Here is a 25531-nt window from a genome sequence, read left to right on the forward strand (position 1 = left end):
CATCACTGGAAGAGCGTCGGGATCGCCGGATCGCCCTTCAGGAGCGAGTGGGCGATGACGGGGAGCTCGGCGACCGAGGCCCGGTGACGCTCGCGCGCGGCGTCGAGGGGCTCGCGGCCGACGACCTCGCCGTTCTTGACCAGCTGGGTGAGAAGCGGCCGGTCGTTGCTGTCACCGTTCGGCGGGGTGCCGATGCCGATCACCTCGGCGTCGGCGACGTCCTTGGGATTGCGGCGCCGCAGGGCGTACTTCCGGCCGCCGATCGAGGCCTTGGACGCACTCTTCTTGGCGACCGGCTCCAGGTCGCCGGAGGCGCCCTCGCGCGCGACCAGCTTGTAGACGAAGCCGGCGGTCGGGTGACCGGAGCCGGTGACCAGCTGGGTGCCGACGCCGTAGCCGTCGACCGGGGCGGCCGCGAGGCCGGCGATGGCGTACTCGTCCAGGTCGCTGGTGACGATGATCTTCGTGTCGGTGGCGCCGAGGTCGTCGAGCTGGCGGCGTACGTCATGGGCGAGGAGCCCCAGGTCGCCGGAGTCGATCCGCACCGCACCGAGCTCGGGACCGGCGATCTCGACCGCCTTCGCCACCGCCTCCGCGATGTCGTAGGTGTCCACGAGCAGCGTGGTGCCCTTGCCGAGGGAGGCGACCTGGGCCTGGAAGGCCTGCTCCTCGGTGTCGTGCAGGAGGGTGAACGCGTGTGCGGAGGTGCCGGTCGTGGGCACGCCGAAGCGGGCGCGGGCGGCGAGGTTGGAGGTGGCGGTGAAGCCGGCGACGTAGGCCGCGCGGGCGGCGGCGATCGCGGCCGCCTCGTGGGTGCGGCGTGAGCCCATCTCGATGCACGGGCGCTCGCCGGCCGCCATCGTCATCCGGGAGGCCGCGGTCGCGATGGCCGAGTCGTGGTTGTAGATCGAGAGGAACACCGTCTCCAGGACGACCGCCTCGGCGAAGCTGGCCTCGACCACGAGCAGCGGCGAGTGCGGGAAGAAGGTCTCGCCCTCGGCGTACCCCCAGATGTCGCCGGTGAAGCGGTAGCCGGCCAGCCACTCGAGGGTCGGGCCGTCGACGACGCCCTCCAGGATCGCCAACTGCTCTGAGCCGAAGCGGAACGCCTCGAGGGCGTCGAGCGCCCGCCCGACCCCGGCCACCACGCCGTAGCGCCGCCCGCCGGCCAGGCGCCGGGGGAACAGCTCGAAGACGGCACGACGCTCCGCGGTGCCCGCCTTCAGGGCGGCCTGGAGCATCGTCAGCTCGTAGTGATCTGTCAGGAGCGCGGTCGAGTCCGCTGTCGAGTCCACGGGCACATCGTGGCACGATGGACTGCATGAGCGCGCCAAGCCCCGTGGAGCTCGACGAGCCCGAGGTCGACGACCTCGTAGCGCCCGCGACCCCGTGGGTCACCATCGTCTGGAACGACCCGGTCAACCTGATGTCGTACGTCACCTTCGTCTTCCAGAAGTACTTCGGCTACTCCAAGAAGAAGTCGGAGAAGCTGATGATGGAGGTGCACAACGACGGCAAGTCGGCCGTCTCCTCCGGGTCGCGCGAGGAGATGGAGCGCGACGTCCAGGCGATGCACGAATACGGGCTGTGGGCGACACTGGAGAAGCAGGATTGATGGGCGGGTTCAGCTACCACCGCCGCGGCAAGCAGATCATCGCGACGTTCTCCGGGTTCGAGGCCGACCTGCTCCGTTCGCTGGCCTCGCAACTCGTCGAGCTGTTGCGCAACGAGGTCGCCGCGCCGGCCGAGAGCGATGACCCGCTCGAGGCGCTGCTCGACTTCTCGGGGCCTACCACCGAGCCCGAGGACCCGGTGCTGAAGCGGCTCTTCCCCTCGGCCTACGGGAACGACGAAGAGGCCGCCGGGGAGTTTCGGCGGTTCACCGAGGGCGGGCTGCGCGACGGCAAGGCGCGCGCTGCGTCCACGATCATCGACTCGCTCGAGGAGGCCGGGCTCCCGCCCGAGCTCGATGAGGACGGGCTGGTCATCGACGTCGAGCTCCCGATCCCGGACGCCGAGGCGTGGATGCGCTCCTTCACCGACATCCGGCTGGCGCTCGCGACCCGGCTCGGGGTCGAGGAGGGCGACGAGGACTTCTGGGACTCGCTGCCCGAAGACGACCCCGCCGGCCAGGTCTACGGGATCTACCAGTGGGTCGGGATCCTGCAGGAGACCATGGTCGAGGCGCTGTGGGCGGCGTCCTGACTACACCATGTCGGGGTGCGGTCGTGACCGTGTCCGGCACCCGGTCACGTACGTCTTCGCTGCTCGGCCCGCCTAGGCTGATCCCGTGCTGACCATCGACCAGGCGACGTACGACGCGATCGTCGCCCACGCGAAGCGCGACCATCCCGACGAGGCGTGCGGGATCGTCGCGGGCCCTGAGGGGTCCGACCGGCCGGAGCGGTTCATCGAGATGATCAACGCCGCCGGCTCGCCGACCTTCTACGAGTTCGACTCGACCGATCTGCTCCAGCTCTACAAGGAGATGGACGCGAACGACGAGGAGCCGGTGATCGTCTACCACTCCCACACCGCGACCGAGGCCTACCCGTCCCGGACCGACATCGGCCTGGCGATGGAGCCGAACGCGCACTACGTGCTGGTCAGCACCCGCGACTGTTTCACCGATGGGGGCAACGACGATGGCCCCATCGAGTTTCGATCATTCCGCATCGTCGACGGCAACGTCACCGAGGAAGAAATCAGCATCGTCGCGACGTTGTCGTGACGCGCCCAAGAAACATCCAGCTAGGAGAACCCATGGCCATCGAGGTCAAGATCCCGACCATCCTCCGCACCTACACCGCCGGTGAGAAGGCAGTCAGCGCCGAGGGCAAGACCCTGAGCGCGCTCATCGACGACCTCGAGGCGAACCACTCCGGCATCAAGGAGCGCCTCATCGACAACGGTGACCTGCGCCGCTTCGTCAACGTCTACATCAACGACGAGGACGTACGTTTCATCGGCGGTCTCGACGCCGAGCTCAAGGACGGCGACCAGGTCGTTGTCCTCCCCGCCGTCGCCGGCGGCTGCTGAACCCTTCAGCCCAGAATGCCGCGGTCGTACGCTCGTGCGACCGCGGCTGCTCTGTCTGTGACCCCCAGCTTGTCGAAGATGTGACCCAGGTGGGTCTTGACCGTCGCCTCGCTGACGAAGAGCTTCGCGGCGATGGCGCGGTTGGTCGTTCCGCGAGCGACGAGCGTGAGCACCTCGCGCTCGCGGGGGCTCAGCTGGGCCGTCGGACCGGGTGAGCGGAGCCGGGAGGCGAGCCGGGTCGCGACCGCGGGGGAGAGGACGGTCTCGCCGGCCGCCGTCGCGCGGACGGCCTCGACCAGGTCCGGCGTCGGGGCGTCCTTGAGCAGGTAGCCGGTCGCACCCGCCTCGATCGCGGCGACCACGTCGGAGTCGGTGTCGAAGGTCGTCAGGACGAGTACGCCGGTACGCGACTCCAGCGCCCGGAGCCGCTCGATCACCTCCACCCCGCCGGTGCCGGGCATCCGCAGGTCGAGGACGAGTACGTCCGGCTCGAGCTCCTCGACGAGGGCCAGGGCCTGCGCCCCGTCGCCCGCCTGGCCGACGACCTCGAAGCCTTGCGCGCGGAGCACGCCGACCACCCCGTCGCGTACGACTGGGTGGTCGTCGGCGACCACGATCCTGATCTGAGTCATGCGGGTCCTCGGGGGAGTGCGGGGATGCTGGCGGAGATTGCGGTGCCGGCGCCGGGGGCGGACTCGAGGGTGAAGGTGCCGGCCAGGCGCTGGGCGCGCTCGCGCATCACGCCCAGCCCGAACGAGGACGAGCGGCGGGGAGCGGTGGGGTCGAAGCCGGAGCCGTCGTCGCGTACGTCGAGGATGACGTCGGCCTCGTCGAAGGTGAGCGTGACGCCGACCCGGGACGCGGAGGCGTGCTTGGCGACGTTGGCGAGAGCCTCCTGGGCGATCCGCAGCAGCGTCGCCTCGACCTCGGAGTGCAGCGCCGTGGCCTCTCCGACGGCGACGAAGGAGGCCTCGACGCCATGGTCGTCGCGCCAGCTCGCGACCAGCCGCGACAGGGCATCGGCCAGGCCGGTGTCGGCCAGCTCGGCGGGGGTGAGGTCCTGCACGGACCGCCGGGCCTCGACCAGCGCGGTGCGGGCCAGCTCGGTGGCCCGGGCCACCCGGCGGCGTACGTCCTGGGCGTCCCCGGAGCCCTCGGCGGCCTGGAGCTGGGCCACGACGCCGGCCAGGGACTGGGCGATGGTGTCGTGGATCTCGCGGGCGAGGCGCTCGCGCTCGTCGCGTACGCCGGTCTGGCGTGACTGCGCGACGAGCTGCTCCTGGAGGCGCGCGTTCTCGGCGAGGGCGTTCTCCAGCCTGACGATCGTGTCGGCGCGCTCCTGGCTGACGGCGTCGAGGTGCATGCTGTAGCGGCCCATCAGGGTGGCGAGCCCGAAGTTGACGACGAAGAGCACGGGCAGCGCCGCGCTCTGCCACGGGCTGTCGTACGGCGGCGGCCCGCCGGTCTGGCCGGTGGCCATGATCAGAGAGGTGGCAGCCATAGCCACCCATCTCCAACGGCCGCGGAAGGACTCGAAGGCGTCCAGGAACCCGACCCAGGCGAAGATACAGAAGAGCGGATGGACGACGGTGAGTGCGGCGGCCAGCAGGGTGCGCCCGACGTAGCCGACCGGATGTGGGCGGCCGTAGACATACATCCACCGCCAGATCCACACCGCGGTCGCCGCCACCAGCACACCGAGCGTCACCTGCCCACCGACCGCGTGCGGCCCCATCTCCGGGATGGTCGCCACGCAGATGACCGTGGCGAGCGTGAGCAGCACGAACGGCAGCGCCTTGAGGTTTCGCTCCCAGAGCTGCTCGTGCTCGAGGGCCGAGGTCATGTGGAGGACCTTCTCATTCCCAGCGGAAGGCGCGCACGGCAATCAGGTAGAGCACCACCGCCCAGCCGCACATCACCGCCAGATCCACCAGTTGCGGGAAGGCGCCGCCCGCGGCGTCGTTGAGCGCGTTCGAGGCCGCGCCGTAGGGCGTGAACGAGATGATGTCGCGCGCCGTGCCGCTGAAGTATTCGATCGGGACGTAGACACCTGCGGTGAACATCGATGGGAAGAAGACCACCATCCCCACGACCTGCCCGGTCTTCGCGTTGGGCGAGACGGCGGTGATCGCAGCGCCGATCCCGAGCGAGACGGCCAGCGCCAGGGCGTAGGCGACCACGTAGCCCACCGGAGACTCCGGAAGTGGGGCGCCGAAGACCACCCGGCCGAGGACGATCACGATCACCGAGGAGGCCGCGACCGCGACGGCGTGCACCAGCACCTGGCCGAGCAGGATCGAGGCGGGGCGGGCCGGCGTGGTCCCGAGTCGCCGCAGGACCCCGCTCTCGCGGTAGCCGGTCAGGGTCGGCGGCATCGTCATGATCGAGGCCATGATCATCGAGAGCAGCACGGCAACAGGCACATAGACGTCGATCATCGTCCGGCCGCCGTAGTCGGGATCGGGCTCGCGGAAGGCCGGGATGGCCCCGAGCACCATGAGCAGCAGGCTCGGGAACAGGAGGATCCAGAAGAGTGCGAGCCGATCGCGGGCGAAGAGCCGGGACTCCGTACGGATCACGGCGACGGTCGGGCTGGTCATGAGATCGCCTCCATGGCGTCGGTGTCGAGCGAGGTGTCGGTGAGGTCGACGTAGGCGGCGTCGAGGCTGCCCGCGGCGATACGGAGCCGCTGCGGGGCCACGCCCTGCGTACGCAGCAGCTCGACGACCGCGAGCGCGACGCCTTCGGCGCCCTCGACGGTGACGGTGCCGTTCTCACTGCGCGCGGCGGTGACGCCGTCGAGGTCACGCAGGGAGGCCAGATCGATCGCGACCGAGGTCTCGAAGGTGGTGATCGTGGCGGCGGAGGCGGAGTCGATGAGCCCCGCCGGGGTGTCCAGCGCCCGGATCCGGCCGGCGTCGACGATGGCGATCCGGTCGCAGAGGGTCTGCGCCTCCTCCATCGAGTGGGTGACCAGCAGGACGGTCACGTCCCGGTCGCGTACGTCCCGAACCAGGTCCCACACCTCACGACGGGCCCGCGGGTCCAGCCCGGTGGTCAGCTCGTCGAGCACGACGACCCGAGGCCGGCCGATCAGCGCCTGCGCGATCGAGAGCCGCTGCTGCTGGCCGCCGGAGAGGTTCTCGAACCGCTGTCGCAGGTGCGGCCCGAGGCCGAGTCGCTCGGCCAGCGGCGCCCACGGCTCCGGGTCGGGGTAGAAGGCGCTCCACAGCTCCAGCGCCTCCTGGACGGTGATCTTCGGCTGCAGCTTCGCCTCCTGGAGCTGTACGCCGAGCACCTCCGTCACGGCGGCGCGGTCCGTCCACGGGTCGATGCCGTGGACCCGGATCCGGCCGCGGTCGCCGACCCGCAGGCCGGCGATCGACTCGACGGTCGTGCTCTTGCCGGCACCGTTGGGGCCGAGGATGCCGAAGATCTCGCCTTCATGGACGCTCAGGCTGATCTCGTCGACCGCCACCTTGTCGCCATAGGTCTTGCGCAGGCCGTCCACGACGACCGCTGGTTCTCGCTCCTGATGCATATCGTCAGCCTGGTCGGTGACGCGGTCTCACGGATCGGGCGATCGGCGCGAGTGGGCATCAGTCGATCGGTTGATGCGACGATGGACCCCATGCGCTACGACAACCTGCTGGCGTCGGTCGGGGGCACCCCGTTGGTGGGGCTGCCCCGCCTCTCGCCCTCTCCCGACGTACGTCTGTGGGCCAAGCTCGAGGACCGGAACCCCACCGGCTCGATCAAGGACCGCCCGGCTCTTCGCATGGTCGAAGAGGCCGAGAAGGACGGCAGGCTCCGCCCGGGCTGCACGATCCTGGAGCCGACCTCCGGCAACACCGGGATCTCGCTGGCGATGGCGGCCAAGCTCAAGGGCTACCGAATCGTGTGCGTGATGCCCGAGAACACCTCCGAGGAGCGGCGCCAGCTGCTGCGGATGTGGGGCGCCGAGATCGTCTCCTCGCCCGCCGCCGGTGGCTCCAACGAGGCCGTCCGGGTCGCCAAGCGCCTCGCCGCCGAGCACCCCGACTGGGAGATGCTCTACCAGTACGGCAACGCCGCCAACGCGCGCGCCCACGAGGAGGGCACCGGCCCCGAGCTCCTCGCCGACCTCCCCTCGATCACCCACTTCGTCGCCGGACTGGGCACGACCGGCACGCTGATGGGCGTCGGCCGCTTCTTCCGCGCCGCCAAGCCGGAGGTACGCATCGTGGCCGCCGAGCCGCGCTACGGCGAGCTCGTCTACGGGCTCAGGAATCTCGACGAGGGCTTCGTCCCCGAGCTCTACGACGCGTCCCTGATCGATGCCCGTTTCTCGGTCGGCCCCCGTGACGCCGTACGCCGCGTCCGCGAGCTCCTCGAGCTGGAGGGCATCTTCGCCGGCATCTCCACCGGCGCCATCCTCCACGCCGCCCTCGCCCAGGCCGCCAAGTCCCTCAAGGCCGGCGAGAAGGCCGACATCGCCTTCGTCGTCGCCGACGGCGGCTGGAAGTACCTCTCCACCGGGGCGTACGAAGGCACCATCGACGACGCCGAGGAAGGCCTCGAGGGCCAGCTCTGGGCCTGACCGCCGGTGGCCGGCGTCAGCGGCAGAAGGCGTAGACGACGAGGCCGTGGTCCTCGCCGGAGAAGACCTGGTCGAGGGCCTTGCCGGTGAGGTGGGCGTCGACGTAGCGCGGGGCGGGGCCGGTGGCGACGATGGCGTGGCCGGGGAGCCTGCCGGTCATGTCGCGTGGGGCCTCGGCGCTCCAGCAGTCGTGCTTCTCGATGAGGGCGGCGGGGCTTCCGGGGGCCATCGGACGCCCCGACCAGACGCTGCCTGCCTCGGGCTCGGCGCCGAGCTGCACCAGCGCTACGGCGACGGCCGATGCGTACATCGCCCAGATGCCGAGCGCCAGGATCCCCTTGCGTCCGAGGAAGGCTCTCACTCCTGGGCAACGCGGCAGCGGGCCCCGGAGTTACGGGCGGTGGCCGGGGGCGGCCACGTCGTGGTCGTGGATCCAGGCGAGATGGCGGTCGTACGCATCGCCTGACCCGAGCCGCTTGTTGCGGGCCTGGGCGCGGGGACCGTCGGGGAGGTGGAGGACGTCGGCGGCGGCCACCGAGGCGATCTGGATCCGGCGGGTGCGGTCGCGGCGGCGTACCTCGTAAGTCGTGCGGGCGCGGTCCCAGTCGTCGCCGGCGAGGCAGTCGGCTAGGACGATCGCGTCCTCGATCGCCTGAGCGGCACCCTGGCCATGGTGGGGAACCATCAGGTGAGCGGCGTCGCCGAGCAGCGTGACGCGGCCGCGCGACCAGGTGGCCAGGGGCGGACGGTGGAAGAGTCCCCAGTGCTCCGAGCACGGTGCCGCGGAGATCATCTGGACCACGGCCGGATGCCAGCCGGCGTACGCATGCACGTGCTCGTCCGGGTCGGCCGGCCAGGACCACGAGTCCGGTGCCCAGGGGCCGAGCTGCCGCTTGACCAGCAGGAACGCGTGGTCGCCGTTGCCGACCGGATGATGCATCAGGTGACCGTCGGTCCCCGTCCACACCTGCACCCGGCCGGGATCGGGGAGCAGGGTGAGTTGCGAGCGCGGGACGATCCCACGCCAGGCGATGCAGCCGGAGAACTGGGCGTCGTCGTAGCCGACGACGTGCTCGCGCAGCATCGATCCGGCGCCATCGGCGCCGATGACCAGGTCGGCCTCGACCGACTCGCCGTCGGCGAACTCCAGCAGAGCCGGCCCGTCCCCGTCATCGGTGATGTCGACCAGGCGGTGGCCGAGGCGGAGCCCGTCGGTGCCGAACGCCTGGCTCAGGAGCGCGTGCAGGTCGGCGTGACCGATGCCATAGCAGGGCGCCCCGGCGCGGTCCGCATACTCCGCGGCGGAGAGCACCCGGCCGATCGCGGCGCCGGTGTGGCCGTCGCGCCAGACCCAGCCGTCGACGGTCGTCGCCACCTCACCGAGTTCGGGCTCGAGCCCCATTCGCTCCAGGAGCCTGGTCGCGTTGGCCGGGAGCAGCACGGCGTCGCCGGTCGGTCGCGGATCGGTCGCGGCCTCGTACACCTCGACCTCGATGCCCCGGCGGCGCAGCTCGATGGCGAGAGTCAGGCCGCCGATGCCGGCGCCGATGATCGTGACCCGCCGGGCACGACGATCCCTACGTAAAGCTGCCCGAGCCATCCGGGTGACTGACATCGCACGCTCCTTGGGGAGGTTACGTTCGAAACGTACCTCAGGGACGTGTGTGCTCGTGGACGGTTACGGCAAACGTCATTTGACGTCGAGCGTCTGCTTCTCGCCGATGTCGCTGGTCCCGATGGGGCCGAGGCCGAGCAGGTCCAGGGCCAGGTTGCCGAGGTCGGCGTTGCGTACGGGCTGGGGGCCTTCGTAGTCGGGGCGGTCCTTGCCGGGGTCGCGGTAGTCGTCGGCGTTGAGCTCGTAGAGGTCCGTGCCGGCGCCGGCGTCAGGTCCCCACACGATGAACGGGATCCGGTAGTTCTCGTAGACCTTCTCGGAGTGGTTGGTGATGCCCGGCTTGAAGCCGTGGTCGGCGGTGAGGATGACGTCGAGCTCCTTGGTCAGCCCGGGATCGGCGTCGATGACGTCGAGAAGCTCACCGACCTGGGCGTCGGACTCCTCGACGGCCTCCAGATACTCCGGCGACATCCCGCCCGAGGCGTGCCCGGCGGCGTCGGGAAGGGACAGATGTACGAAGGTGAGGTCCCGCTGCTCGTCGGCGAGGTCCTCGGCGGCCTCCGGGACCAGCTCGTCGTGGTCGTCGATCGGCACGTAGAGGTCGATGTCGTCCTCCCATGCCCGCTGCCACAGCTCGAACTTCTGCTTCGTCACGAAGACCCCGGTGCTGAGCCCGGCCTCGTGGGCGACGGTGAACACCGACTCCTCGTCCTTGGAGATCGACTTCGACGGGTCGCCCACGTTCCAGGTGACCCCGTGGCCGCCGTCGTCGGCGTTGATCGGGTCGCCGGTGACCATGCTGGTGTGGTTGGGCAGGGTGATGTTCTTCTCGTAGGCCGTGCGGGCGTTGAGCGTCGACGCGCCCTCGTCGATCAGCCGGTGGATGTTGGGCGTCTTCGCCGGTCCCAGCTTCGCCAGCGCATCCGGGTTGAGCCCGTCGATCGAGATCGCGAGCACCTTGCGGTCCACCTGGGTGGGCTCGCGCTCCGCGCGTTCACCGCCGCCGCCGTCCCGGTCGGGCAGCGCGGTGAACGCGACGACGAGCACCACGACGACGAAGATGCCGAGGGAGACGAGAGGGAAGAGGCGACGCACCGGCACACCCTAAGTGAACCCGATGGCACCCCGGGCGAACGCTCAGCGAATGTCTAGTGACTGAGTTGAGTTCAGCGTGCTGCCGGGGATCGGGCCCAGGCCGAGCAGGTCCAGAGCCAGGTTGCCGAGGTCGCCGTTGCGGATCGGCTGCCTGCCCGCGTACGTCGGCCGGGTCGTCCCCGGCGCGCGGTAGTCGGGGTTGAGCCGGTAGAGCGAGGCGCCGCGGGCGACCCCGGGACCCCACACGACGAACGGGATCCGGTAGTTGGAGTAGAGGTGGGCACCGTGGTCCCTGGCGTCGGCCTTGAACCCGTGGTCGGCGGTGAGGATGACGTACGTCGACCGCTTGAGCGTCGTCGAGGAGTCGATCGCCTTCAGCAGCCTGCCGATGCGAGCGTCGGTGCGGATCACCGAGGCGCGGTAGGCCGCGCTCATCCCACCGTCGCGGTGGCCGTAGTGGTCGGGGGAGCCGAGGTGGACGAAGGTGAAGGCACGCTTGTTGGTCGCCAGGTCTCCCGCCGCCCGGCTGACCAGGTCGGCGTCGCTGTCGACCACGAACCGGTCGATCGAGGGCCAGGAGCGGTCGAAGAGGCCGAACTTCGACTTGGAGGCGAACAGGGCGCTGCTGCGGTTGGCGCGCTTGACCTGGCTGAAGACAGAGGAGACCGGGTGGCCGGCGGCTTCCTGCACCGTCATCCACGACCGGTCGTCGTTCCAGGTGACCCCGTGGCCGTGCGCGGACCGGGTGATCCGGCGGCCGGTGACCATCGAGGTGTGGTTGGGCAGGGTGACGTTCTGCTCGTACTGGCTGCGCGCCTCGCGGGTCGAGGCGCCGCCACGCATCAGTCGGTAGAGGTTGGGCAGGTTGCCCGGGCCGAGCTTCTCGATCGCGGTCACGCTGAGACCGTCGACGGAGATCGCCAGCACTCGCGTCGTGGTTGCTGCCTGCGCCGACCGCCCGGGCAGCTCGACGACCGCGAAGGTGACGCCCAACAGGGTGATCAGGACCATCAGCACCAGCGAGCGCCGAGAAATCGTCATAACCGGACGTTAACAACACCGATCCGCCCTGCTCATGAACGTGAGATGGATCTCGGGTATGTCTCGAGTGACCCCCAGCACTGCGAAGATGCGCTGTTTGGGCCTAGCCTTGACGATCGTGCAGTCCGTCTCGTCCCTGGGTTCGCCCTCGCCCCTGGGTTCAGCCCAGCCCGACCGCGACGCCCCGATCGGGATCTTCGACTCGGGCTTCGGCGGTCTCACCGTGGCGCGGTCGGTGATCGACCAGCTCGCTCACGAGTCGATCCTGTACGTCGGCGACACCGCTCGCGCGCCCTACGGGCCCAAGCCGATCGCCGAGGTGCGCGAGTACGCCCTGGAGTGCCTCGACCATCTCGTCGCGCAGGGCGTGAAGGCGCTGGTCATCGCGTGCAACTCGGCCTCGGCCGCGATGCTGCGCGATGCCCGGGAGCGCTACAAGCCGCTGCCCGTCGTCGAGGTCATCCTGCCGGCGACCCGCCGCGCCGTCGCGGCGTCCCGCACCGGTCGTATCGGGGTCATCTGCACCCACGCGACGGCTGAGTCGATGGCATACGACGACGCCTTCGCCGCGGCACCCCACGTCTCGCTGCACACCCGGGCGTGCCCCGAGTTCGTCCCGTTCGTCGAGGCCGGTATCACCGGCGGCGACGAGCTCCTGGCCGCCGCGCACGAATATCTGGACCCGCTGACCAGCGCCGGGGTCGACACGCTGATCCTGGGGTGCACCCACTATCCGCTCCTGACTGGTGTGATCTCTTATGTGATGGGCGACAACGTGACGCTGGTCAGTAGCGCCGAGGAGTCGGCGAAGGACGTCTACCGCGTCCTCGCCGAGCACGACCTGATGCGCGAGCGCGGCGAGCCGACCTACACGTTCCTGACCACCGGCAACCCGGCCGAGTTCAAGGCGATCGGCGCCCGGTTCCTCGGCCCGGAGCTCGCGGCCGCCCAGCAGTTCGCCGGGGGGATGGGATGACCTCCGGGATGCGGCTGACCGTCATCGGATGCTCGGGCTCCTATCCCGGGCCCGACAGCCCCGCCTCCTGCTACCTCGTCGAGGCCGACGACGAGGCCGGACGTACGTGGCGGATCGTGCTCGACATGGGCAACGGCGCGCTCGGGGTCCTGCAGCGCTACATCGACCCGCTGCTGATCGACGCGGTCCTGCTCTCGCACCTGCACGCCGACCACTGCGTCGACATGACCTCCTACTACGTGCTCCGCAAGTGGCACCCGACCGGCCCGCAGCCTCCGATCCCGGTCTACGGCCCCAAGGGCACCGGCCGGCGCCTGGCGAAGGCCTACGACCTGCCCAAGCGCCCCGGGATGCGCGAGGAGTTCGCGTTCTCGACCTACACCGGGCCGATCCACCTCGGTCCGTTTGTGATCACCCCGACTGCGGTGGAGCATCCCGTCGATGCGTACGGACTCCGGATCGAGGCGCACGGCAAGGTCATCGCCTACAGCGGCGACACCGCCGAGACCGAGGCACTGCTCGACATCGCCACCGACGCCGACCTGTTCGTCTGCGAGGCCGCCTTCCGCGACGGCGTCGACAACCCGCCCGGGGTGCACATCACCGGCGTCCACGCGGGCGAGTACGCCACCAAGGCTCATGTGAAGAAGCTGGTCGTCACCCACGTTCCGCCCTGGCACGACCCCGCCGACGCCCTCCGTGAGGCGCGCTCGGCGTACGACGGGCCGACCGAGCTGGCGGCGACGGGGGCTGTGTACGAGGTTTGATGCCGGGTAGGGATACCCGGTTAACCGGGTATCCCTGCACTTCTCAGGCGTTGCAACACCAGAGAAGTGCAGGAAAACCCCGAGCGGTGTGACGCATGTGGCCAGTGAGACGAGCGCTCAGACCAGGCCGGCGTCGTGCACGGTGATCGCGATCTGGACCCGGTTGGTGGCGCCGAGCTTGTCGAAGAGGCGCGAGACGTGCGCCTTGACGGTCGGGATCGAGAGGTAGAGCTCCTTGGCGATCTCGGCGTTGCTCAGCCCGCGCCCGACGGCGAGGGCGACCTCGTGCTCGCGCTCGGTGAGCGCCTCGAGCCGGCGGCTGGCGGCAGCGGCGCGCTCGCCGGTCGGCTCGGCGCGGAGCCGGGTGATCAGGGTGCGGGTGGCCTTGGGGGAGAGGATCGGCTCACCCGAGGCGACCGCGCGGATCGCCGCGACGATCTCAGGTGGGGGCGTGTCCTTGAGCAGGAACCCGTCGGCGCCGGCGGCGAGGGCGTCGACGACGTACTCGTCGGCACCGAAGGTGGTCAGCACGATGACCCTCGGCGACCGAGACTCGGTGAGCACCCGGCGGGTCGCTTCGAGCCCGTTGATCCGGGGCATCCGGATGTCCATCAGCACGACGTCAGGGGCAGACGTACGCACCAGAGCGAGCGCCTCCTGGCCGTCGGTCGCCTCGCCGACGACCTCGATGTCGGCCTGACCGCCGAGCATCAGCCCGAGAGCCGAGCGCACGAGCGGGTCGTCGTCGACGATCCCCACCTTGATCTTGACCGGACTCTCTGAACTGGTCCCTGGGCTGCTCACTGGCCCCACGGTAGCCATGCTTCGAGAATGAAGACATCCTTTTCCGTACGGTGCGCGAGGCGTCCTCCTGCGAGGTCGACGCGCTCGGTGAGCCCGACCAGGCCCAGCCCGGCGCCGGGCGTGTTGGAGTCGAAGCCGAGCCGGTTGCGCAGCAGCACCTCGATCCCGTGCTCCTCCGAGCCCTGCAGGGACACCTTCAGGGCCGCCCCGGGCGCATGTTTGCGGGCGTTGGTGATGCCCTCCTGCACGATCCGGTAGATCGACCGTCCGACCGCCTCAGGCGGCGACCCCTCGACGTCGTCCTGGAAGGTGATGTTCATGCCGCCCGCGTGGGCTTCCTCGATGAGGCGGCCGAGGTCGGCGTACGTCGGCTGGGGCGCGGTCTCGAGATCCTCGCCGTTGCCGCGCAGCACGCCGAGGACGGTCCGGAGGTCGTCGAGCGCGCGGTGGGCACCGTCGCGGATGGTGCCGACCTCGGCCCGCACCTGTTCGGCGGAGAGGTCCTCGCGGTAGGCGAGCGCGCCGGCCTGCATGGAGATGTGGGAGATGCGGTGGGCGAGCACGTCGTGCATCTCGCGGGCGATCCGCCGGCGCTCGGTCTCGCGGGCCTGGGAGACCCGCAGCGCCTGCTCGGCCTCGGCGGTCTCGGCGCGGAGCCGGAGCGTGGCGATGAGCTCACGGCGGGAGCCGATGTACATACCCCAGGCGACCATCGCGGCGACGATCACCACGTTGACGCCGAGGTTGAAGCCCCACAACGGGATTCCTGGGATCTCCTCGGTGGTGGTGGTCTCCATCACCGCGAACCAGAACATGCCTGCGGCGCAGCTGAGCAGAGAGATCGGGATGATCTCGCGCCAGCGGCGCCTGGTCGCCAGCGAGACCAGCGCGAGGGTGGATGCCCCGGCGGAGAGGATCGAGACCGCGCCGGCGATCGTGACGAAGGTGGTGATCGCCACCGGCCAGCGGCGGCGCCAGAAGACCAGGACCAAGGAGACGACGCCGAGACTGAGATCGAGCAGAAAGCGCCACTCAGGCCATCCGTCGGTGCTGGAGATCAGGCCGATGCCGCTGATCCCGAGCGCGAGGAGATACCGCCACACGTGCCCCCACAGGCTCAGGCGTGGCTGATAGGCCTCGGGTGACGGTTGCTGCACGGCGTACACGCTAGTCAACCGGGGTCGGGGACACAGGATCCCGCGGTCGTGCCCAGCCCCATACTTTCGTCGGGTCGGGGGTCATCCGTATGTCCGATGCAGTCTGCGCCGGACGCACGGCAGGATGTACGTCATGATCAAAGTCGAAGGACTGACGAGGGTCTATGGGACCTTCACCGCGGTCGACGACGTGTCGTTCACCGCCGAGGCCGGCAAAGTCACCGGCTTCCTCGGCCCGAACGGCGCGGGCAAGTCGACCTCCATGCGCATCATGGTCGGACTGACCAACCCCACCGGGGGTCGGGCAACGATCAACGGCAGCCTCTATGCCGACCTCCCCAACCCGGGCCGCCACGTCGGCGTGCTGCTCGACGCCAGCGCCCAGCACGACGGCCGCACCGGCCGCGAGGTGCTCACGCTCGCCGCGATGACGATGGGCCTGCCCAAGTCGCGCGTCGACGAGATGCTCGAGCTGGTCTCGCTGACGCCGTCGGAGGCGAAGCGCCGGATCAAGAACTACTCGCTGGGCATGAAGCAGCGCCTCGGTATCGCGCACGCGCTGATCGGTGACCCCAAGGTGCTGATCCTGGACGAGCCGGCCAACGGCCTGGACCCGGCGGGTATCCGCTGGATGCGTGGCCTGCTGAAGGAGTACGCCGACCGCGGCGGCACCGTCCTGCTCTCCTCGCACCTGCTGCACGAGGTCGAGCAGATCGCCGACGAGTTGATCCTCATCGGCAACGGCCGGATCGTGGCCGAGGGCACCAAGGACACCATCCTCGCCGGCCAGGGCACCGCCGGCCAGGCGCTGGTCACCTCCCTGGACAACGAGGCACTCACCGTCGCGCTCAAGGCCAAGGGCTACAGCGTCGAGCCGGTTGGCACCGGCATGCGCGTCTCCGCCGCGCCGGCAGAGGTCGGCAAGGCCGCCCTGGAGGCCAACGTCGTGCTCACCGACCTGCGTGACGGCGGCGCCGGGCTCGAGGACATCTTCCTGCAGCTCACCGCCGAGACCCAGCGCGAGAGCACCACCCAGATCCACGCCGAAGGAGTCTCCGCATGAGCGCCGTATCCGTAGCGCCGTCGACCCCGTTGCCGACGGCCACCAAGGTGCCGTTCGGCCGCCTGGTGCTGGTCGAGTGGCGCAAGATGACCGACACGCGTGCCGGCCGGGTCATGCTGATGATCACCGGTGGGCTGATCGCCCTGGTGGCGGGAATCATCCTGCTCGTCACGGCACTGTCCGACATGGCAGCGCTGCCCGCATCGACCTGGATGAGCGCCCTCTCCTTCCCCGTGTCGCTCCTGGTGCCGGTGCTGGCGATCATGATCGTGACTCAGGAGTGGGGCCAGCGCACTCACATGGTCACCTTCACCCTCGAGCCCAGCCGGCTCAAGGTCGTCTTCGCCAAGCTCGTCGCGGTCTTCGTCCTCGGCATCCTGACCATGGCCATCGCGGTCGGCATCGGTGCGATCGGGACCGTGGCGGGAGCGGCGATCGCCGGTTCCGAGGCGAACTGGAACGTGAGTGGTGAGGCGCTCGCGTGGACCCTGGCGACGCAGATCCTCTACCTGCTCATGGGTTTCGGGTTCGCGATGCTGCTGCTCAACACCCCGGCCGCGCTGGTCATCTATTACGGCTACACGCTGATCCTGGAGGCGTCCGTCTTCAGCGCTCTCTACTTCATCTTCGACTGGGCCCAGAACCTCTTCCCCTGGATCTCCATGCAGGTGGCGATGATGCCTTACATCGCGGAGAACGAGATGAGGGCAGCCGGAATGGCCGTCGAGGACGGAGCGCTCGGGTTCGCCCGGCTGGCCACCTCGATCACCCTGTGGGTCGGGCTGCCGCTGGTGCTCGGCACGATGCGGGTTCTCAAGTCCGAGCTGAAGTAGTTCACCGGACTGTTCGCGACACGACACGCGGGGGTGGGTGCTTCGGCACCCGCCCCCGTCACCGTTGTCAGACGTGGGCACCTACCTGCGTTACGCGGCGCTGGGCGACAGCGCCACCGTTGGCCTCGGCGACCCTGTCCGTGAGGGTTGGCGAGGATGGGCCCGGCTTCTCGCCGAGGCTCTGGGACAGACGTACGACATCTCCTTCTGCAACACCGCGGTCATCGGCGCGACCTCGACCGTGGTGGTCGAGCAGCAGCTCGCCGATGCGGTGGCGCACCGGCCCGACGTGGCCTCGCTGATCGTCGGGGTCAACGACGTGATGCGGTCCGGCTGGGACACCGAGCGCCTCCGGAACGACCTGATGACCTGCGCCGACGCGCTCGCGGGCCAGGGCGCGCTGCTGATGACGGCGCGCTTCCACGACCACTCGGTGATGTGGCCGATGCCGGGCTGGATGAAGCGGTCGATCCAGCGGCGTACGGCCGATCTCAACGCCATCTGGGACGAGGTCCATGCCACCTACGGCGGCCTGCGGCTGGACCTGGGTGCGGTTCCCGACCTGCACGAGCGGAGGTTCTGGGCCGCCGATCGGCTGCACCCCTCCGAGCTCGGCCACCGGCGGATGGCCCGTACGTTCGGCGAGCAGCTGGTGACGTACGGCTTCACCTTCGAGCCGCCGAGCCTGGAGCCGGCCGGCGGACTGCCGACCACGTGGCGGCAGGACCTGGCCTGGATGGCCGGTGAGGGAGTGCCGTGGATGGGGCGGCGGGCGCGGGATCTGGGTCCGTGGGTCGTGCGCCGGGCGTGGGTTCGACCGGCTCGACCGGAGAAGGAGAGCGTTGCATAGGGTGGTCTCGTGACCACACGAGCTGACGGGCGCGCCGACGACGAGCTGCGCCCCATCAAGATCACCCGCAACTGGCTCGACCACGCGGCCGGGTCCGTCCTCATCGAGTTCGGCAAGACCCGCGTCCTGTGCGCCGCCTCGGCCTCCGAGGGCGTGCCGCGCTGGCGCAAGGGCTCCGGGCTGGGCTGGGTGACGGCGGAGTACGCCATGCTGCCGGCCTCGACCCACGAGCGTTCCTCGCGTGAGTCGGTGAAGGGCAAGATCGGCGGACGTACCCACGAGATCTCCCGGCTGGTCGGGCGCTCGCTACGCGCCGTCATCGACTACAAGGCGCTCGGCGAGAACACCATCAACATCGACTGCGACGTGCTGCAGGCCGACGGTGGGACGCGCACGGCCGCCATCACCGGCGCCTACGTCGCGCTCGCCGACGCGGTCGCCTCTCTGGGTGTCTCGAAGGCGCTCACCGGCTCCGTCGCGGCGATTTCGGTCGGGATCATCGACGGCGTACCGCGCCTCGACCTCCCCTACGAGGAGGACGTCCGCGCCGAGACCGACATGAACATCGTGATGACCGGCGAGGGCAAGTTCGTCGAGGTGCAGGGCACCGCCGAGGGAGTCGCCTTCGACCGCGCCGAGCTCGACGCCCTGCTGGCGCTGGGCGAGAAGGGCTGCGCCGACCTGACCAAGCTGCAGGAGGCTGCACTTGCCGGCTGAGCCCAAGATCCACGTCGCCTCACGCAACGCCAAGAAGCTGGAGGAGATGTTCCGGATCCTCGCGCCGCTGGTGCCCGGGGTCTCGGTCGTCGGCCTCGATGACGTCACCCACTACGACGAGCCGGTCGAGGACGCGCCGACGTTCGAGGGCAACGCGCTGATCAAGGCGCGGGCCGGTTACGCCGCCACCGGGCTGCCGACCGTCGCGGACGACTCGGGTCTCTGCGTCGACGCGCTCAACGGGATGCCCGGAGTGCTCTCGGCGCGCTGGGGCGGCCCGCCCAAGTCCGACGAGCGCAACAACCAGCTGCTCCTGGCTCAGCTCTCCGACGTCCCCGACGAGCGCCGCGGCGCCCACTTCGCCTGCGCGATCGCCTTCGTCTGGGACGGTGGCGAGATCGTCGTCGAGGGCCGTATGGACGGCCGGATCATCCGCGAGGTCCGCGGGGACGGCGGCTTCGGCTACGACGTCCTGTTCGTCGCGGTCGACACCGAGGACGGACGTACGTCTGCGGAGCTGTCGATCGAGGAGAAGGACGCCATCTCCCACCGTGGCCGCGCCCTGCGCGAGATCTCTCCGCAGATCGCCTCCGCTCTCGGCTAGGGCCTGGAGCCTCGGCGCGTGACCAGCTTCGACGCGCAGCACCGTCAGCACGCCTACCGGTTCCGTCTCGAGTGGGGACCGGTGGGCGCCGCGGCGATCGGACCGGCGGACATCGCCGTCGTGGTGGACGTGCTCTCGTTCACCACGACGCTGACGGTCGCCGTCGAGCGCGGGATCGAGGTGTTCCCGTTCCTGTGGCGGGACGACCGGGCGGAGGCGTATGCACGTGAGCACGACGCCGTTCTCGCGGTCCAGCGTCAGGACGCGGTGCCGGGGCGGCCCTCGCTCTCTCCCGCGTCGCTGCGTCAGGCCGAGGGTGTCCGGCGGCTCGTGCTGCCCTCGCCCAACGGTTCGACGATCAGCAGCCTGCTCACCGACGGCGGTGCCACGGTCGTCGGTGCCTCGCTCCGCAACCGCACCGCGGTCGCCGAGTGGCTCGCTCCTCGCTGCGCCGACGGCGCGAGCGTGGCCTTCATCGCGTCGGGGGAGCGGTGGCCGGACGGCACGCTCCGCCCCGCCGTCGAAGACCTCTGGGGTGCCGGGGCGGTCCTGGATGCTCTCGACCCGGACGACCTCTCGCCCGAGGCCGCGATGGCGCGCGACGCGTTTCGGGCCGCAGACCTCCCGGACGCGCTCCATGCCTGCGCCGGCGGCCGGGAACTGACCGCGAAGGGGTACGCCGCCGACGTGGCCGTGGCCTCCGAGCTGGACGACTCGTCGGTGGTGCCGCTCCTACGCGGGCGGTCGTTCTCGGCGGCCCCGGGCGCTCACTGATCAGTGCTGAGCCGGCCCTCCAGGCCGATCTGCCAGTCGAAGAGCCCCTGCTCCACGAGCAGGGTGAGCAGGGCCTTGTCCAGCCCGGTCGCGATCGCGACGCCGATGAGCACGAGGACGACGCCGAGCACCTTGTGGAAGGCGCCCTCGGAGTCGATCGCCCACCTGAGCCGGCCGATCAGAGCCCGTCCACCGACCATGACCGCGGCCAGCAGGAGCGTCAGGCCGGCGACGTAGGCGAGCAGGTAGCCGAACCCGCGCAGCGGCTCGGCCGGAAGGATGGCGGCCACGATCAAGGCGTACGTCGGGCTGCAGGCGCTGAAGACCGGCCCCATGCTCGCGCCCAGGAGAATGTCGCCGCCGACCCCGCCACGGGTGCTCGCGCGCGACAGACGCTCCTGGGCACGCGAGCCGAGCCCGAGCCGGAAGGCGACCGCGTCCCACAGCCGTGGCCAGATCATCACGACACCGAAGAGCGCCACGATCACCCCGGAGACGACGCTCCAGAACCCTGGCGGGACGTCGATCAGCAGCGTCGTCGACTTGAGCACGACGCTGAACACGATGACGGAGACGCCGAGCGCGGCCACCGCCACCCAGGGTCGGCGCTCGCCGGTCCCACGGGAGAATATGGCCGGCACGAACGCCACCACGCACGGGGCGAGCACCGAGAGCGCCCCGGCGAGGAACGACGCGAGCAGCAGGGTCACTTGGTGTTCTCGAGGATGGCGTCGACCGACTTGTCCTTGCCGTAGCCCGACCAGAGCTTGACCCGCTCGCCGGCGGGGTCGACGCGTACGAAGGTCGACTGGATCGTCACCTCGTGCTGCTTGCGCAGGTCGGTCGCGGAGTCGTAGTCGACCTTCAGGATCTGCGCCCCGTCAGGCACCTCGCCGCTCTTGATCGCCTCCTCGAACCCGCGGCACTCCGGGCACCACGGCGCGTGGAAGAAGAGGATCGTGTCGGTGTAGCACTCGTCGGCGACGGCTGCGGCGGAGTAGTCGGTGTAGCGGCCCGGTGCCTCGCAGGCGGGGTCGTCGGCGGGCGCCTCGCCCGGGGTGGGCTCGGCGGTCGGTGGCGTCGCGGAGGCGGCCGGGGTCGTCGGCTCGCCGGCCTGGTCGGCGTTGGCACCGCAGCCGGCGGAGAGGAGGAGAAGAGCGATCACAGCCACGAGGCGAGATTTCATGTGACTGGGTTCGGAGTCGATACCCACGTGGATGGGCGTTTTCGGGCGCATGATGTCAGTCAATCCGAGGGCAGCCGCTCGAACCAGGCCCAAGTGCCGTCGACCAGCTGCTTCTGGGTGATGCCGTACGACTCTTGCAGGGCCTTGCTGGTCCCGTCGTGAAAGTCGTCGGTACCGCTCGGCAGATGGAGGTAGAAGTCGTTGCAGAACCCGAGGAACTTCTCCAGCCCGCCGTTCTCGTCGATCAGCCACGAGACCGCCGCATGGGAGATGGCGTAGTCGAGCGACCCGTCCTCGCCCCACTCCTCGTCGTCCGGGATCGCTCGCTCGTGCGCGAGCAGCTTGTCGCGCTGCTCGTTCTCGCCGCAGATGTTGGACTCGCAGCCGGAGAGGTATTCGGCGAGACCTTCGTTGACCCAGGTCGGTACCAATGCCGGACCGTAGACATGGCTCAGCTCGTGGCGCAGCGTGTGAACGTTCGTGGCCAGCCGGTTGGTCGCGACCGGGTTGTCCTTGACGACGGCTCCGGCGAAGCCCGACATGAACCCGGATGCGTCGACCCAGTAGGTCACCGCGGCGGCGCCGTCGTCGCCCTCGAAGGTGTCTCCGGGCGGCTGGCCGTTGTACGTCGCGTCGATGAGCAGCGGCGGCTCGCCCTCCTCGCCGCGCCACACGGACCCGAGGGCTTCCTTGATCTCGGCGCGTGCCGTCGAGACGCGGTCCAGGAGCTCGGCGGCACCGGTGGGACCGTCGCGCTCGGTGACGACGACGACCGAACGCCCGGTCGCCACTGAGACCGGACCGCCGAACCACGGCCGGCTGTACCTGTCCTCGGGCGCGGCACGGTCCCGCCCGATCACCCAGCCGCCGTCGTGGCGCACGAAAGTCATGTCCGTCGCGTTGGAGACCGGGGCTCGGTGGGCCTCCTCGAGCTGCGCCACCTCGGCGATCTGCGGAGCGAAGAGGACACCGTCGTTGCGGACCTCGTCAGGGGCGCTGTCGAGGTTCTTCACCTCGTAGGCGAACGACTTCATCGGAAGCTGCTGGAGGTTGGTGAAGATCGTCTGCTGCTGGTCGACGAGCTTCCGGTCGCGGGGTCGACGGTGGCGAGGAAGGCCGCCTCATCGCCCTCCAGGGCCGCTTCCGCGCGTTGGGCGAGCAGGTCCTCGACCGCCTCGAAGTCGGCCGGAGTGGGGTCGTACGGAGGGTGCGAGGCTGCCGGGGAGGGTCCGGCGCCCCTGGGGAGGTCCGCGCAGCCGGCGGCAAGGAAGGCCAGGACCGCGAGCATGGCGGCGCGTGCTCGAAGGTCCACGGCGGGAGTCTAGGGAGCCCCGGCCGAACCCGCCCCCGAATTCTTTGCCGCGAGCCGCAGTGCTCGCCGGATCACTGGAGAGCGGCGGTGAGGCGCAGCACGTTGTCGACGTACGCCGCGACCTTCGGCCGCGCGAGCCACTCCTCGAGCAGCAGCTCGCGCGAGATGGCCCGGTAGCTGTCCTCGACCTTGCGCAGCTGTGCCACCGGTTCGCCGTCGAAGAGCATCAGCGAGATCTCGTAGTTGAGCGCGAAGGAGCGCATGTCCATGTTGCTCGAGCCGAGCACAGCGACCTCGTCGTCGATGCTGAAATGCTTGGAGTGCAGGACGGCGGGCTTGGGGTAGAGGTAGATGCGGACCCCGGCCTCCAGCAGCGCCTCGTAGTAGGAGCGCTGGGCGTGGTAGACCATGAACTGGTCCTTGCCCTCGCTGACGAACAGCTCCACCGCGACGCCTCGCCGGGCGGCGGTGGTGACGGCGTAGAGGAGCGACTCGTCGGGCACGAAGTAGGGGCTGGTGATCGAGATCCGCTTCTTGGCGGCGTACATGAGATGGGTGAACGCGCGCAGGTTGTTCTCGGCGTCGACACCCGGCCCGCTGGGCACGATCTGGCCGGTCACGTTGCCGGCGTGCGGCGCAGTGGCGGCGAGTTCGGACCGCAGCAGCTCCCCGGTCTCGGTGTCCCAGTCGCTGGCGAAGACGACGTTCAGCGCAGTCACCAACGGCCCCTCGATCCGGGCGTTCAGCTCGACCCACTCGCGACCGGCCCGGTGGTTCTTGGGCTTGTTGTAGCCGGGCTCGATGAGGTTCTGCGAGCCCGTGAACGCGACCCGGCCGTCGACCACCAGGAGCTTGCGGTGGTTGCGCAGGTCGGGGCGGCGGATCTGGCCGCGGAGAGGGTCGATCGGCAGCAGCGGGTGCCAGTCGATGTCGGAGGCGTCGAGCCGCTTGACGAGCTGTCGCCAGACCGGGATGCCGCGCGAGCCCAGGTGGTCGAGGAGCAGCCGGACGATCACGCCACGCGCCGCGGCCCGGTCGAGGGCGTCGAAGAACGGCTCGGTCATGTGGTCGCAGGCGGTGATGTAGAACTGCGCGTGCACGTACGTCTCTGCCTGGTCCACGGCGGCTGTCATCGCCTCGACGGAGGCCGCGTAGTCGTCGATCAGATCGATCCGGTTCCCCGGCCTGGCAGGCAGTGAACCGAGCCGTTCGTTCAGCTCGATCGTGGCCGCGTCGACCTCGGAGATCGTCTTCGGGTGCGGCGTCCTCGGTAGACCGCGTACGTAGCTCAGCACCTCCTCGTTGAGCGCCCGCTGCCGCTCGTGACGCCGCCGGTCGAGCCGCGTCTGCCCGAGCAGCAGGTAGCCGATCAGGCCAACTCCCGGGATCAGGAAGATCGCCAGCAGCCACGCCATCGCGGTGCCCGGACGCCGGTTCTTCGGCACGACTCCGAGCGCGATGACCTTGACCAGCAGGTCGATGATGTAGATCGAGGTCCCCATGACCCCCGCCACTGTCATGCGCATCAGCATGCACCACCGCCACTCGTGTGGGAATCTTCTGACATGGTTCGACTCTTCCCTGCCGCCCGCCGTGCCATCGCCGCCGAGGAGGCCTCGCCGCCGGTCTGGGAGGTCGATGTCGCTGCCCAGCGCGACCAGGCCCGCAAGATGGCCGCGGCCGAGGTGAAGGAGGAGGTCGCGGAGGTCACCGGGATCGATGCCGACGGGGTTCCGTGCCGGCTCTACACGCCCGAGGACGTACGCGAGGGGGTGATCGTCCACCTCCACGGCGGTGGCTTCGTCTTCAACGACGTCGAGGTCCACGACGCCGCGTGCCGGCGGCTGGCCAACCGGAGCGGGCTGCGGGTGCTGTCGGTCGACTACCGCAGGCCTCCCGAGCATCCCTATCCCGCGGCTCCCGACGACGCCGACACGGTCGTCAAGTGGCTGGCCAACGACCCGCTGCTGAGCACCTTGCCGGCGTACGTCCACGGCGACAGCGCCGGCGGCAACCTCGCCCTCGTGGCGGCGCTGCGCAACCCGGGCGTCTTCGGCGCGATGGTGCTCGTCTACCCGTTCCTCGACCCGTCGATGAGCACCCCGGGCTACGCGATGGAGGACGGCTGGAACGAGGAGGCGGCGTGGTACTGGAGGCAGTACGCCTCGACCGCTGCCGATCTCCGCAACCCCGACCTCGGCCCCTATCTCGCCTCTGACGAGGAGCTTCGCGGCCTGCCGCCGACGCTGATCGTCAGCGCCGAGGGCGACATCCTCACCGACGAGAACGAGGACTTCGCGCTCCGCCTGGCCGATCTCGGCGTCGAGGTGGTCGCCTTCCGCGCCGTCGGCCAGATCCACGGCTTCTGGCGCCACGGCCAGACCTTCCCTGCAGCGGACTCCGTCATGGCGATGACTGCCGGCTTCTTGAACCAGCACAGTGTACGAGGTCGTCCGTGACGGAGCCTTACGACGTCACGGAGACCCGGGCCGCCTACGACACCGTCTCCAAGGCGTACGCCGAGATCGTCGACCCGACGATCACCGAGACCTCGTTCGACGCCGGCGTCCTCGACACGTTCGTCAGCTACGTACGCAAGGACGGTGGCGGGCTCGTCGGCGACATCGGCTGCGGGCCCGGCCGGGTGACGGCCTATTTGGCCGAGCGCGGGCTCGACGTCTTCGGGGTCGACCTGTCGACCGGCATGATCGCGCAGGCCATCGAGCGGCATCCGACGCTCCGGTTCGAGGTCGGCGACATGGCCCGTCTCCCGCTCCGTGACGGTGAGCTCGCCGGGGTGCTGGCCTGGTACTCCCTCATCCACACCCCGCCCGCGCGCCGGCCCGAGGTCCTCGCCGAGCTCGCCCGGGTTACCCGTCGTGGCGGCCGGTTCGTGACCGCGTTCCAGGTCGGGGACGAGCACGTACGCCACATCGGCGCGTATGGCCACGACGTCACCTTCGACGGCTACCGGCTCCCGGTCGAGGCGACCAGCGCGCTGCTCGAGGAGGCGGGTTTCGAGGTCACCGGGACCGTGGTGCGCTCCGCCGAGGACTGGGAGCGGACACCGCAGGCGTATCTCGTCGCGCGCCGTCGCTGACGACCGATAGGTTGCGCCC

General features: G+C 69.9%; 31 protein-coding genes. 15 read left to right on the plus strand and 16 right to left on the minus strand.

Features of this window, described 5'->3' with window-relative positions; genetic code table 11:
* Window positions 1-2 precede the first annotated feature (2 nt).
* On the minus strand, window positions 3-1295 hold the full coding sequence (locus tag AB0F44_RS06195) for a nicotinate phosphoribosyltransferase (RefSeq protein WP_357353663.1): 1293 nt from the start codon (window positions 1293-1295) through the stop codon (window positions 3-5).
* 26 nt (window positions 1296-1321) lie between these two features.
* Between AB0F44_RS06195 and clpS the strand changes: the two genes are divergently transcribed.
* The 4 genes from clpS to AB0F44_RS06215 all read left to right on the plus strand — a co-directional run bounded on the left by clpS (window position 1322) and on the right by AB0F44_RS06215 (window position 3039).
* Window positions 1322-1615 carry an ATP-dependent Clp protease adapter ClpS gene (clpS, locus tag AB0F44_RS06200; RefSeq protein ID WP_040755277.1) on the plus strand — a complete coding sequence of 98 codons (294 nt, stop codon included), beginning with the start codon at window positions 1322-1324 and terminating at the stop codon, window positions 1613-1615.
* Entirely contained in the window at window positions 1615-2205 is a 591-nt protein-coding gene (locus AB0F44_RS06205; RefSeq protein ID WP_357353666.1) for a DUF2017 domain-containing protein, read from the plus strand. Before clpS ends, AB0F44_RS06205 begins: the two co-directional genes overlap by 1 nt.
* Before the next feature lie 85 nt (window positions 2206-2290).
* A complete protein-coding gene (locus AB0F44_RS06210; RefSeq protein ID WP_357353668.1) occupies window positions 2291-2731 on the plus strand; it encodes a M67 family metallopeptidase in 441 nt (146 codons plus the stop codon).
* A gap of 32 nt (window positions 2732-2763) precedes the next feature.
* Window positions 2764-3039, plus strand: coding sequence for a MoaD family protein (locus AB0F44_RS06215; protein ID WP_008358635.1), 276 nt, complete (start codon window positions 2764-2766; stop codon window positions 3037-3039).
* Between the two features lie 5 nt (window positions 3040-3044).
* On the opposite strand, the gene AB0F44_RS06220 is transcribed toward AB0F44_RS06215, so the two are convergent.
* Genes AB0F44_RS06220 through AB0F44_RS06235 form a run of 4 tightly spaced genes read right to left on the minus strand, consistent with a single transcriptional unit; the run spans window position 3045 to window position 6580 of the window.
* The gene (locus AB0F44_RS06220; protein ID WP_357353670.1) at window positions 3045-3671 is read right to left on the minus strand and encodes a response regulator transcription factor; all 627 of its coding nucleotides are present in this window, start codon (window positions 3669-3671) and stop codon (window positions 3045-3047) included.
* On the minus strand, window positions 3668-4882 hold the full coding sequence (locus AB0F44_RS06225) for a sensor histidine kinase (protein WP_357353672.1): 1215 nt from the start codon (window positions 4880-4882) through the stop codon (window positions 3668-3670). The genes AB0F44_RS06220 and AB0F44_RS06225 overlap by 4 nt, the downstream gene beginning before the upstream one ends.
* A 13-nt stretch (window positions 4883-4895) precedes the next feature.
* Window positions 4896-5639, minus strand: coding sequence for an ABC transporter permease (locus AB0F44_RS06230; protein WP_357353674.1), 744 nt, complete (start codon window positions 5637-5639; stop codon window positions 4896-4898).
* On the minus strand, window positions 5636-6580 hold the full coding sequence (locus tag AB0F44_RS06235; protein WP_357353676.1) for an ABC transporter ATP-binding protein: 945 nt from the start codon (window positions 6578-6580) through the stop codon (window positions 5636-5638). Before AB0F44_RS06235 ends, AB0F44_RS06230 begins: the two co-directional genes overlap by 4 nt.
* 90 nt (window positions 6581-6670) lie before the next feature.
* Here AB0F44_RS06235 and AB0F44_RS06240 point away from each other — a divergent pair, with 90 nt between their 5' ends.
* Window positions 6671-7618, plus strand: coding sequence for a pyridoxal-phosphate dependent enzyme (locus tag AB0F44_RS06240; protein WP_350664100.1), 948 nt, complete (start codon window positions 6671-6673; stop codon window positions 7616-7618).
* Window positions 7619-7634: 16 nt separating this feature from the next.
* On the opposite strand, the gene AB0F44_RS06245 is transcribed toward AB0F44_RS06240, so the two are convergent.
* The 4 genes from AB0F44_RS06245 to AB0F44_RS06260 form a co-directional block, all read right to left on the minus strand.
* Window positions 7635-7979, minus strand: a complete 345-nt coding sequence (locus AB0F44_RS06245) for a hypothetical protein (RefSeq protein ID WP_357353678.1) — start codon at window positions 7977-7979, stop codon at window positions 7635-7637.
* A gap of 30 nt (window positions 7980-8009) precedes the next feature.
* Complete coding sequence (locus tag AB0F44_RS06250) at window positions 8010-9233, minus strand: FAD-dependent monooxygenase (protein WP_357353680.1); 1224 nt, start codon at window positions 9231-9233, stop codon at window positions 8010-8012.
* 75 nt (window positions 9234-9308) lie between these two features.
* Window positions 9309-10328, minus strand: a complete 1020-nt coding sequence (locus tag AB0F44_RS06255; RefSeq protein WP_357353682.1) for an alkaline phosphatase family protein — start codon at window positions 10326-10328, stop codon at window positions 9309-9311.
* 42 nt (window positions 10329-10370) lie between these two features.
* Window positions 10371-11369: an alkaline phosphatase family protein gene (locus AB0F44_RS06260; RefSeq protein ID WP_357353684.1), complete on the minus strand. Its 999-nt coding sequence runs from the start codon at window positions 11367-11369 to the stop codon at window positions 10371-10373.
* Between the two features lie 118 nt (window positions 11370-11487).
* Between AB0F44_RS06260 and murI the strand changes: the two genes are divergently transcribed.
* Window positions 11488-12345, plus strand: coding sequence for a glutamate racemase (murI, locus tag AB0F44_RS06265; protein WP_357353686.1), 858 nt, complete (start codon window positions 11488-11490; stop codon window positions 12343-12345).
* On the plus strand, window positions 12342-13112 hold the full coding sequence (locus AB0F44_RS06270; RefSeq protein WP_357353688.1) for an MBL fold metallo-hydrolase: 771 nt from the start codon (window positions 12342-12344) through the stop codon (window positions 13110-13112). The genes murI and AB0F44_RS06270 overlap by 4 nt, the downstream gene beginning before the upstream one ends.
* A 117-nt stretch (window positions 13113-13229) precedes the next feature.
* On the opposite strand, the gene AB0F44_RS06275 is transcribed toward AB0F44_RS06270, so the two are convergent.
* Together AB0F44_RS06275 and AB0F44_RS06280 are read right to left on the minus strand one after the other, a co-directional pair.
* Window positions 13230-13916, minus strand: coding sequence for a response regulator transcription factor (locus AB0F44_RS06275; protein ID WP_357353690.1), 687 nt, complete (start codon window positions 13914-13916; stop codon window positions 13230-13232).
* Window positions 13913-15073, minus strand: coding sequence for a histidine kinase (locus tag AB0F44_RS06280; RefSeq protein ID WP_357353692.1), 1161 nt, complete (start codon window positions 15071-15073; stop codon window positions 13913-13915). The genes AB0F44_RS06275 and AB0F44_RS06280 overlap by 4 nt, the downstream gene beginning before the upstream one ends.
* 133 nt (window positions 15074-15206) lie before the next feature.
* Between AB0F44_RS06280 and AB0F44_RS06285 the strand changes: the two genes are divergently transcribed.
* The 6 genes from AB0F44_RS06285 (at window position 15207) to AB0F44_RS06310 (ending at window position 19914) form a co-directional block, all read left to right on the plus strand.
* Window positions 15207-16136, plus strand: a complete 930-nt coding sequence (locus tag AB0F44_RS06285; RefSeq protein WP_357353694.1) for an ATP-binding cassette domain-containing protein — start codon at window positions 15207-15209, stop codon at window positions 16134-16136.
* The gene (locus AB0F44_RS06290) at window positions 16133-16969 is read left to right on the plus strand and encodes a hypothetical protein (protein ID WP_350664080.1); all 837 of its coding nucleotides are present in this window, start codon (window positions 16133-16135) and stop codon (window positions 16967-16969) included. Before AB0F44_RS06285 ends, AB0F44_RS06290 begins: the two co-directional genes overlap by 4 nt.
* Window positions 16970-17042: 73 nt before the next feature.
* On the plus strand, window positions 17043-17819 hold the full coding sequence (locus AB0F44_RS06295) for an SGNH/GDSL hydrolase family protein (protein ID WP_357353696.1): 777 nt from the start codon (window positions 17043-17045) through the stop codon (window positions 17817-17819).
* A 9-nt stretch (window positions 17820-17828) separates the two neighbouring features.
* A complete protein-coding gene (gene rph / locus AB0F44_RS06300) occupies window positions 17829-18536 on the plus strand; it encodes a ribonuclease PH (RefSeq protein ID WP_008358602.1) in 708 nt (235 codons plus the stop codon).
* Complete coding sequence (rdgB, locus tag AB0F44_RS06305) at window positions 18526-19140, plus strand: RdgB/HAM1 family non-canonical purine NTP pyrophosphatase (protein WP_357353699.1); 615 nt, start codon at window positions 18526-18528, stop codon at window positions 19138-19140. The genes rph and rdgB overlap by 11 nt, the downstream gene beginning before the upstream one ends.
* An 18-nt stretch (window positions 19141-19158) precedes the next feature.
* Window positions 19159-19914 carry a 2-phosphosulfolactate phosphatase gene (locus tag AB0F44_RS06310; RefSeq protein WP_357353701.1) on the plus strand — a complete coding sequence of 252 codons (756 nt, stop codon included), beginning with the start codon at window positions 19159-19161 and terminating at the stop codon, window positions 19912-19914.
* On the opposite strand, the gene AB0F44_RS06315 is transcribed toward AB0F44_RS06310, so the two are convergent.
* From AB0F44_RS06315 to cls, 5 genes are all read right to left on the minus strand, one after another.
* Window positions 19908-20624, minus strand: coding sequence for a sulfite exporter TauE/SafE family protein (locus tag AB0F44_RS06315; protein WP_357353703.1), 717 nt, complete (start codon window positions 20622-20624; stop codon window positions 19908-19910). The two genes, AB0F44_RS06310 and AB0F44_RS06315, sit on opposite strands and share 7 nt — an antisense overlap.
* The gene (locus tag AB0F44_RS06320; protein ID WP_357353705.1) at window positions 20621-21079 is read right to left on the minus strand and encodes a thioredoxin domain-containing protein; all 459 of its coding nucleotides are present in this window, start codon (window positions 21077-21079) and stop codon (window positions 20621-20623) included. The genes AB0F44_RS06315 and AB0F44_RS06320 overlap by 4 nt, the downstream gene beginning before the upstream one ends.
* An 80-nt stretch (window positions 21080-21159) precedes the next feature.
* Window positions 21160-22134: a hypothetical protein gene (locus AB0F44_RS06325; protein WP_357353706.1), complete on the minus strand. Its 975-nt coding sequence runs from the start codon at window positions 22132-22134 to the stop codon at window positions 21160-21162.
* Window positions 22131-22412, minus strand: coding sequence for a hypothetical protein (locus AB0F44_RS06330; RefSeq protein ID WP_357353708.1), 282 nt, complete (start codon window positions 22410-22412; stop codon window positions 22131-22133). Before AB0F44_RS06330 ends, AB0F44_RS06325 begins: the two co-directional genes overlap by 4 nt.
* Window positions 22413-22483: 71 nt before the next feature.
* Window positions 22484-23932: a cardiolipin synthase gene (gene cls, locus AB0F44_RS06335; RefSeq protein WP_357353710.1), complete on the minus strand. Its 1449-nt coding sequence runs from the start codon at window positions 23930-23932 to the stop codon at window positions 22484-22486.
* Between the two features lie 45 nt (window positions 23933-23977).
* Here cls and AB0F44_RS06340 point away from each other — a divergent pair, with 45 nt between their 5' ends.
* Both AB0F44_RS06340 and AB0F44_RS06345 read left to right on the plus strand, forming a co-directional pair.
* Window positions 23978-24871, plus strand: coding sequence for an alpha/beta hydrolase (locus AB0F44_RS06340; RefSeq protein WP_357353712.1), 894 nt, complete (start codon window positions 23978-23980; stop codon window positions 24869-24871).
* Window positions 24868-25512, plus strand: a complete 645-nt coding sequence (locus AB0F44_RS06345) for a class I SAM-dependent methyltransferase (RefSeq protein ID WP_357353714.1) — start codon at window positions 24868-24870, stop codon at window positions 25510-25512. The genes AB0F44_RS06340 and AB0F44_RS06345 overlap by 4 nt, the downstream gene beginning before the upstream one ends.
* The last annotated feature ends 19 nt before the right edge of the window (window positions 25513-25531 follow it).

This window comes from Nocardioides sp. NPDC023903 (assembly GCF_040639295.1).
In the GTDB taxonomy this organism is placed as follows: Bacteria; Actinomycetota; Actinomycetes; order Propionibacteriales; family Nocardioidaceae; genus Nocardioides.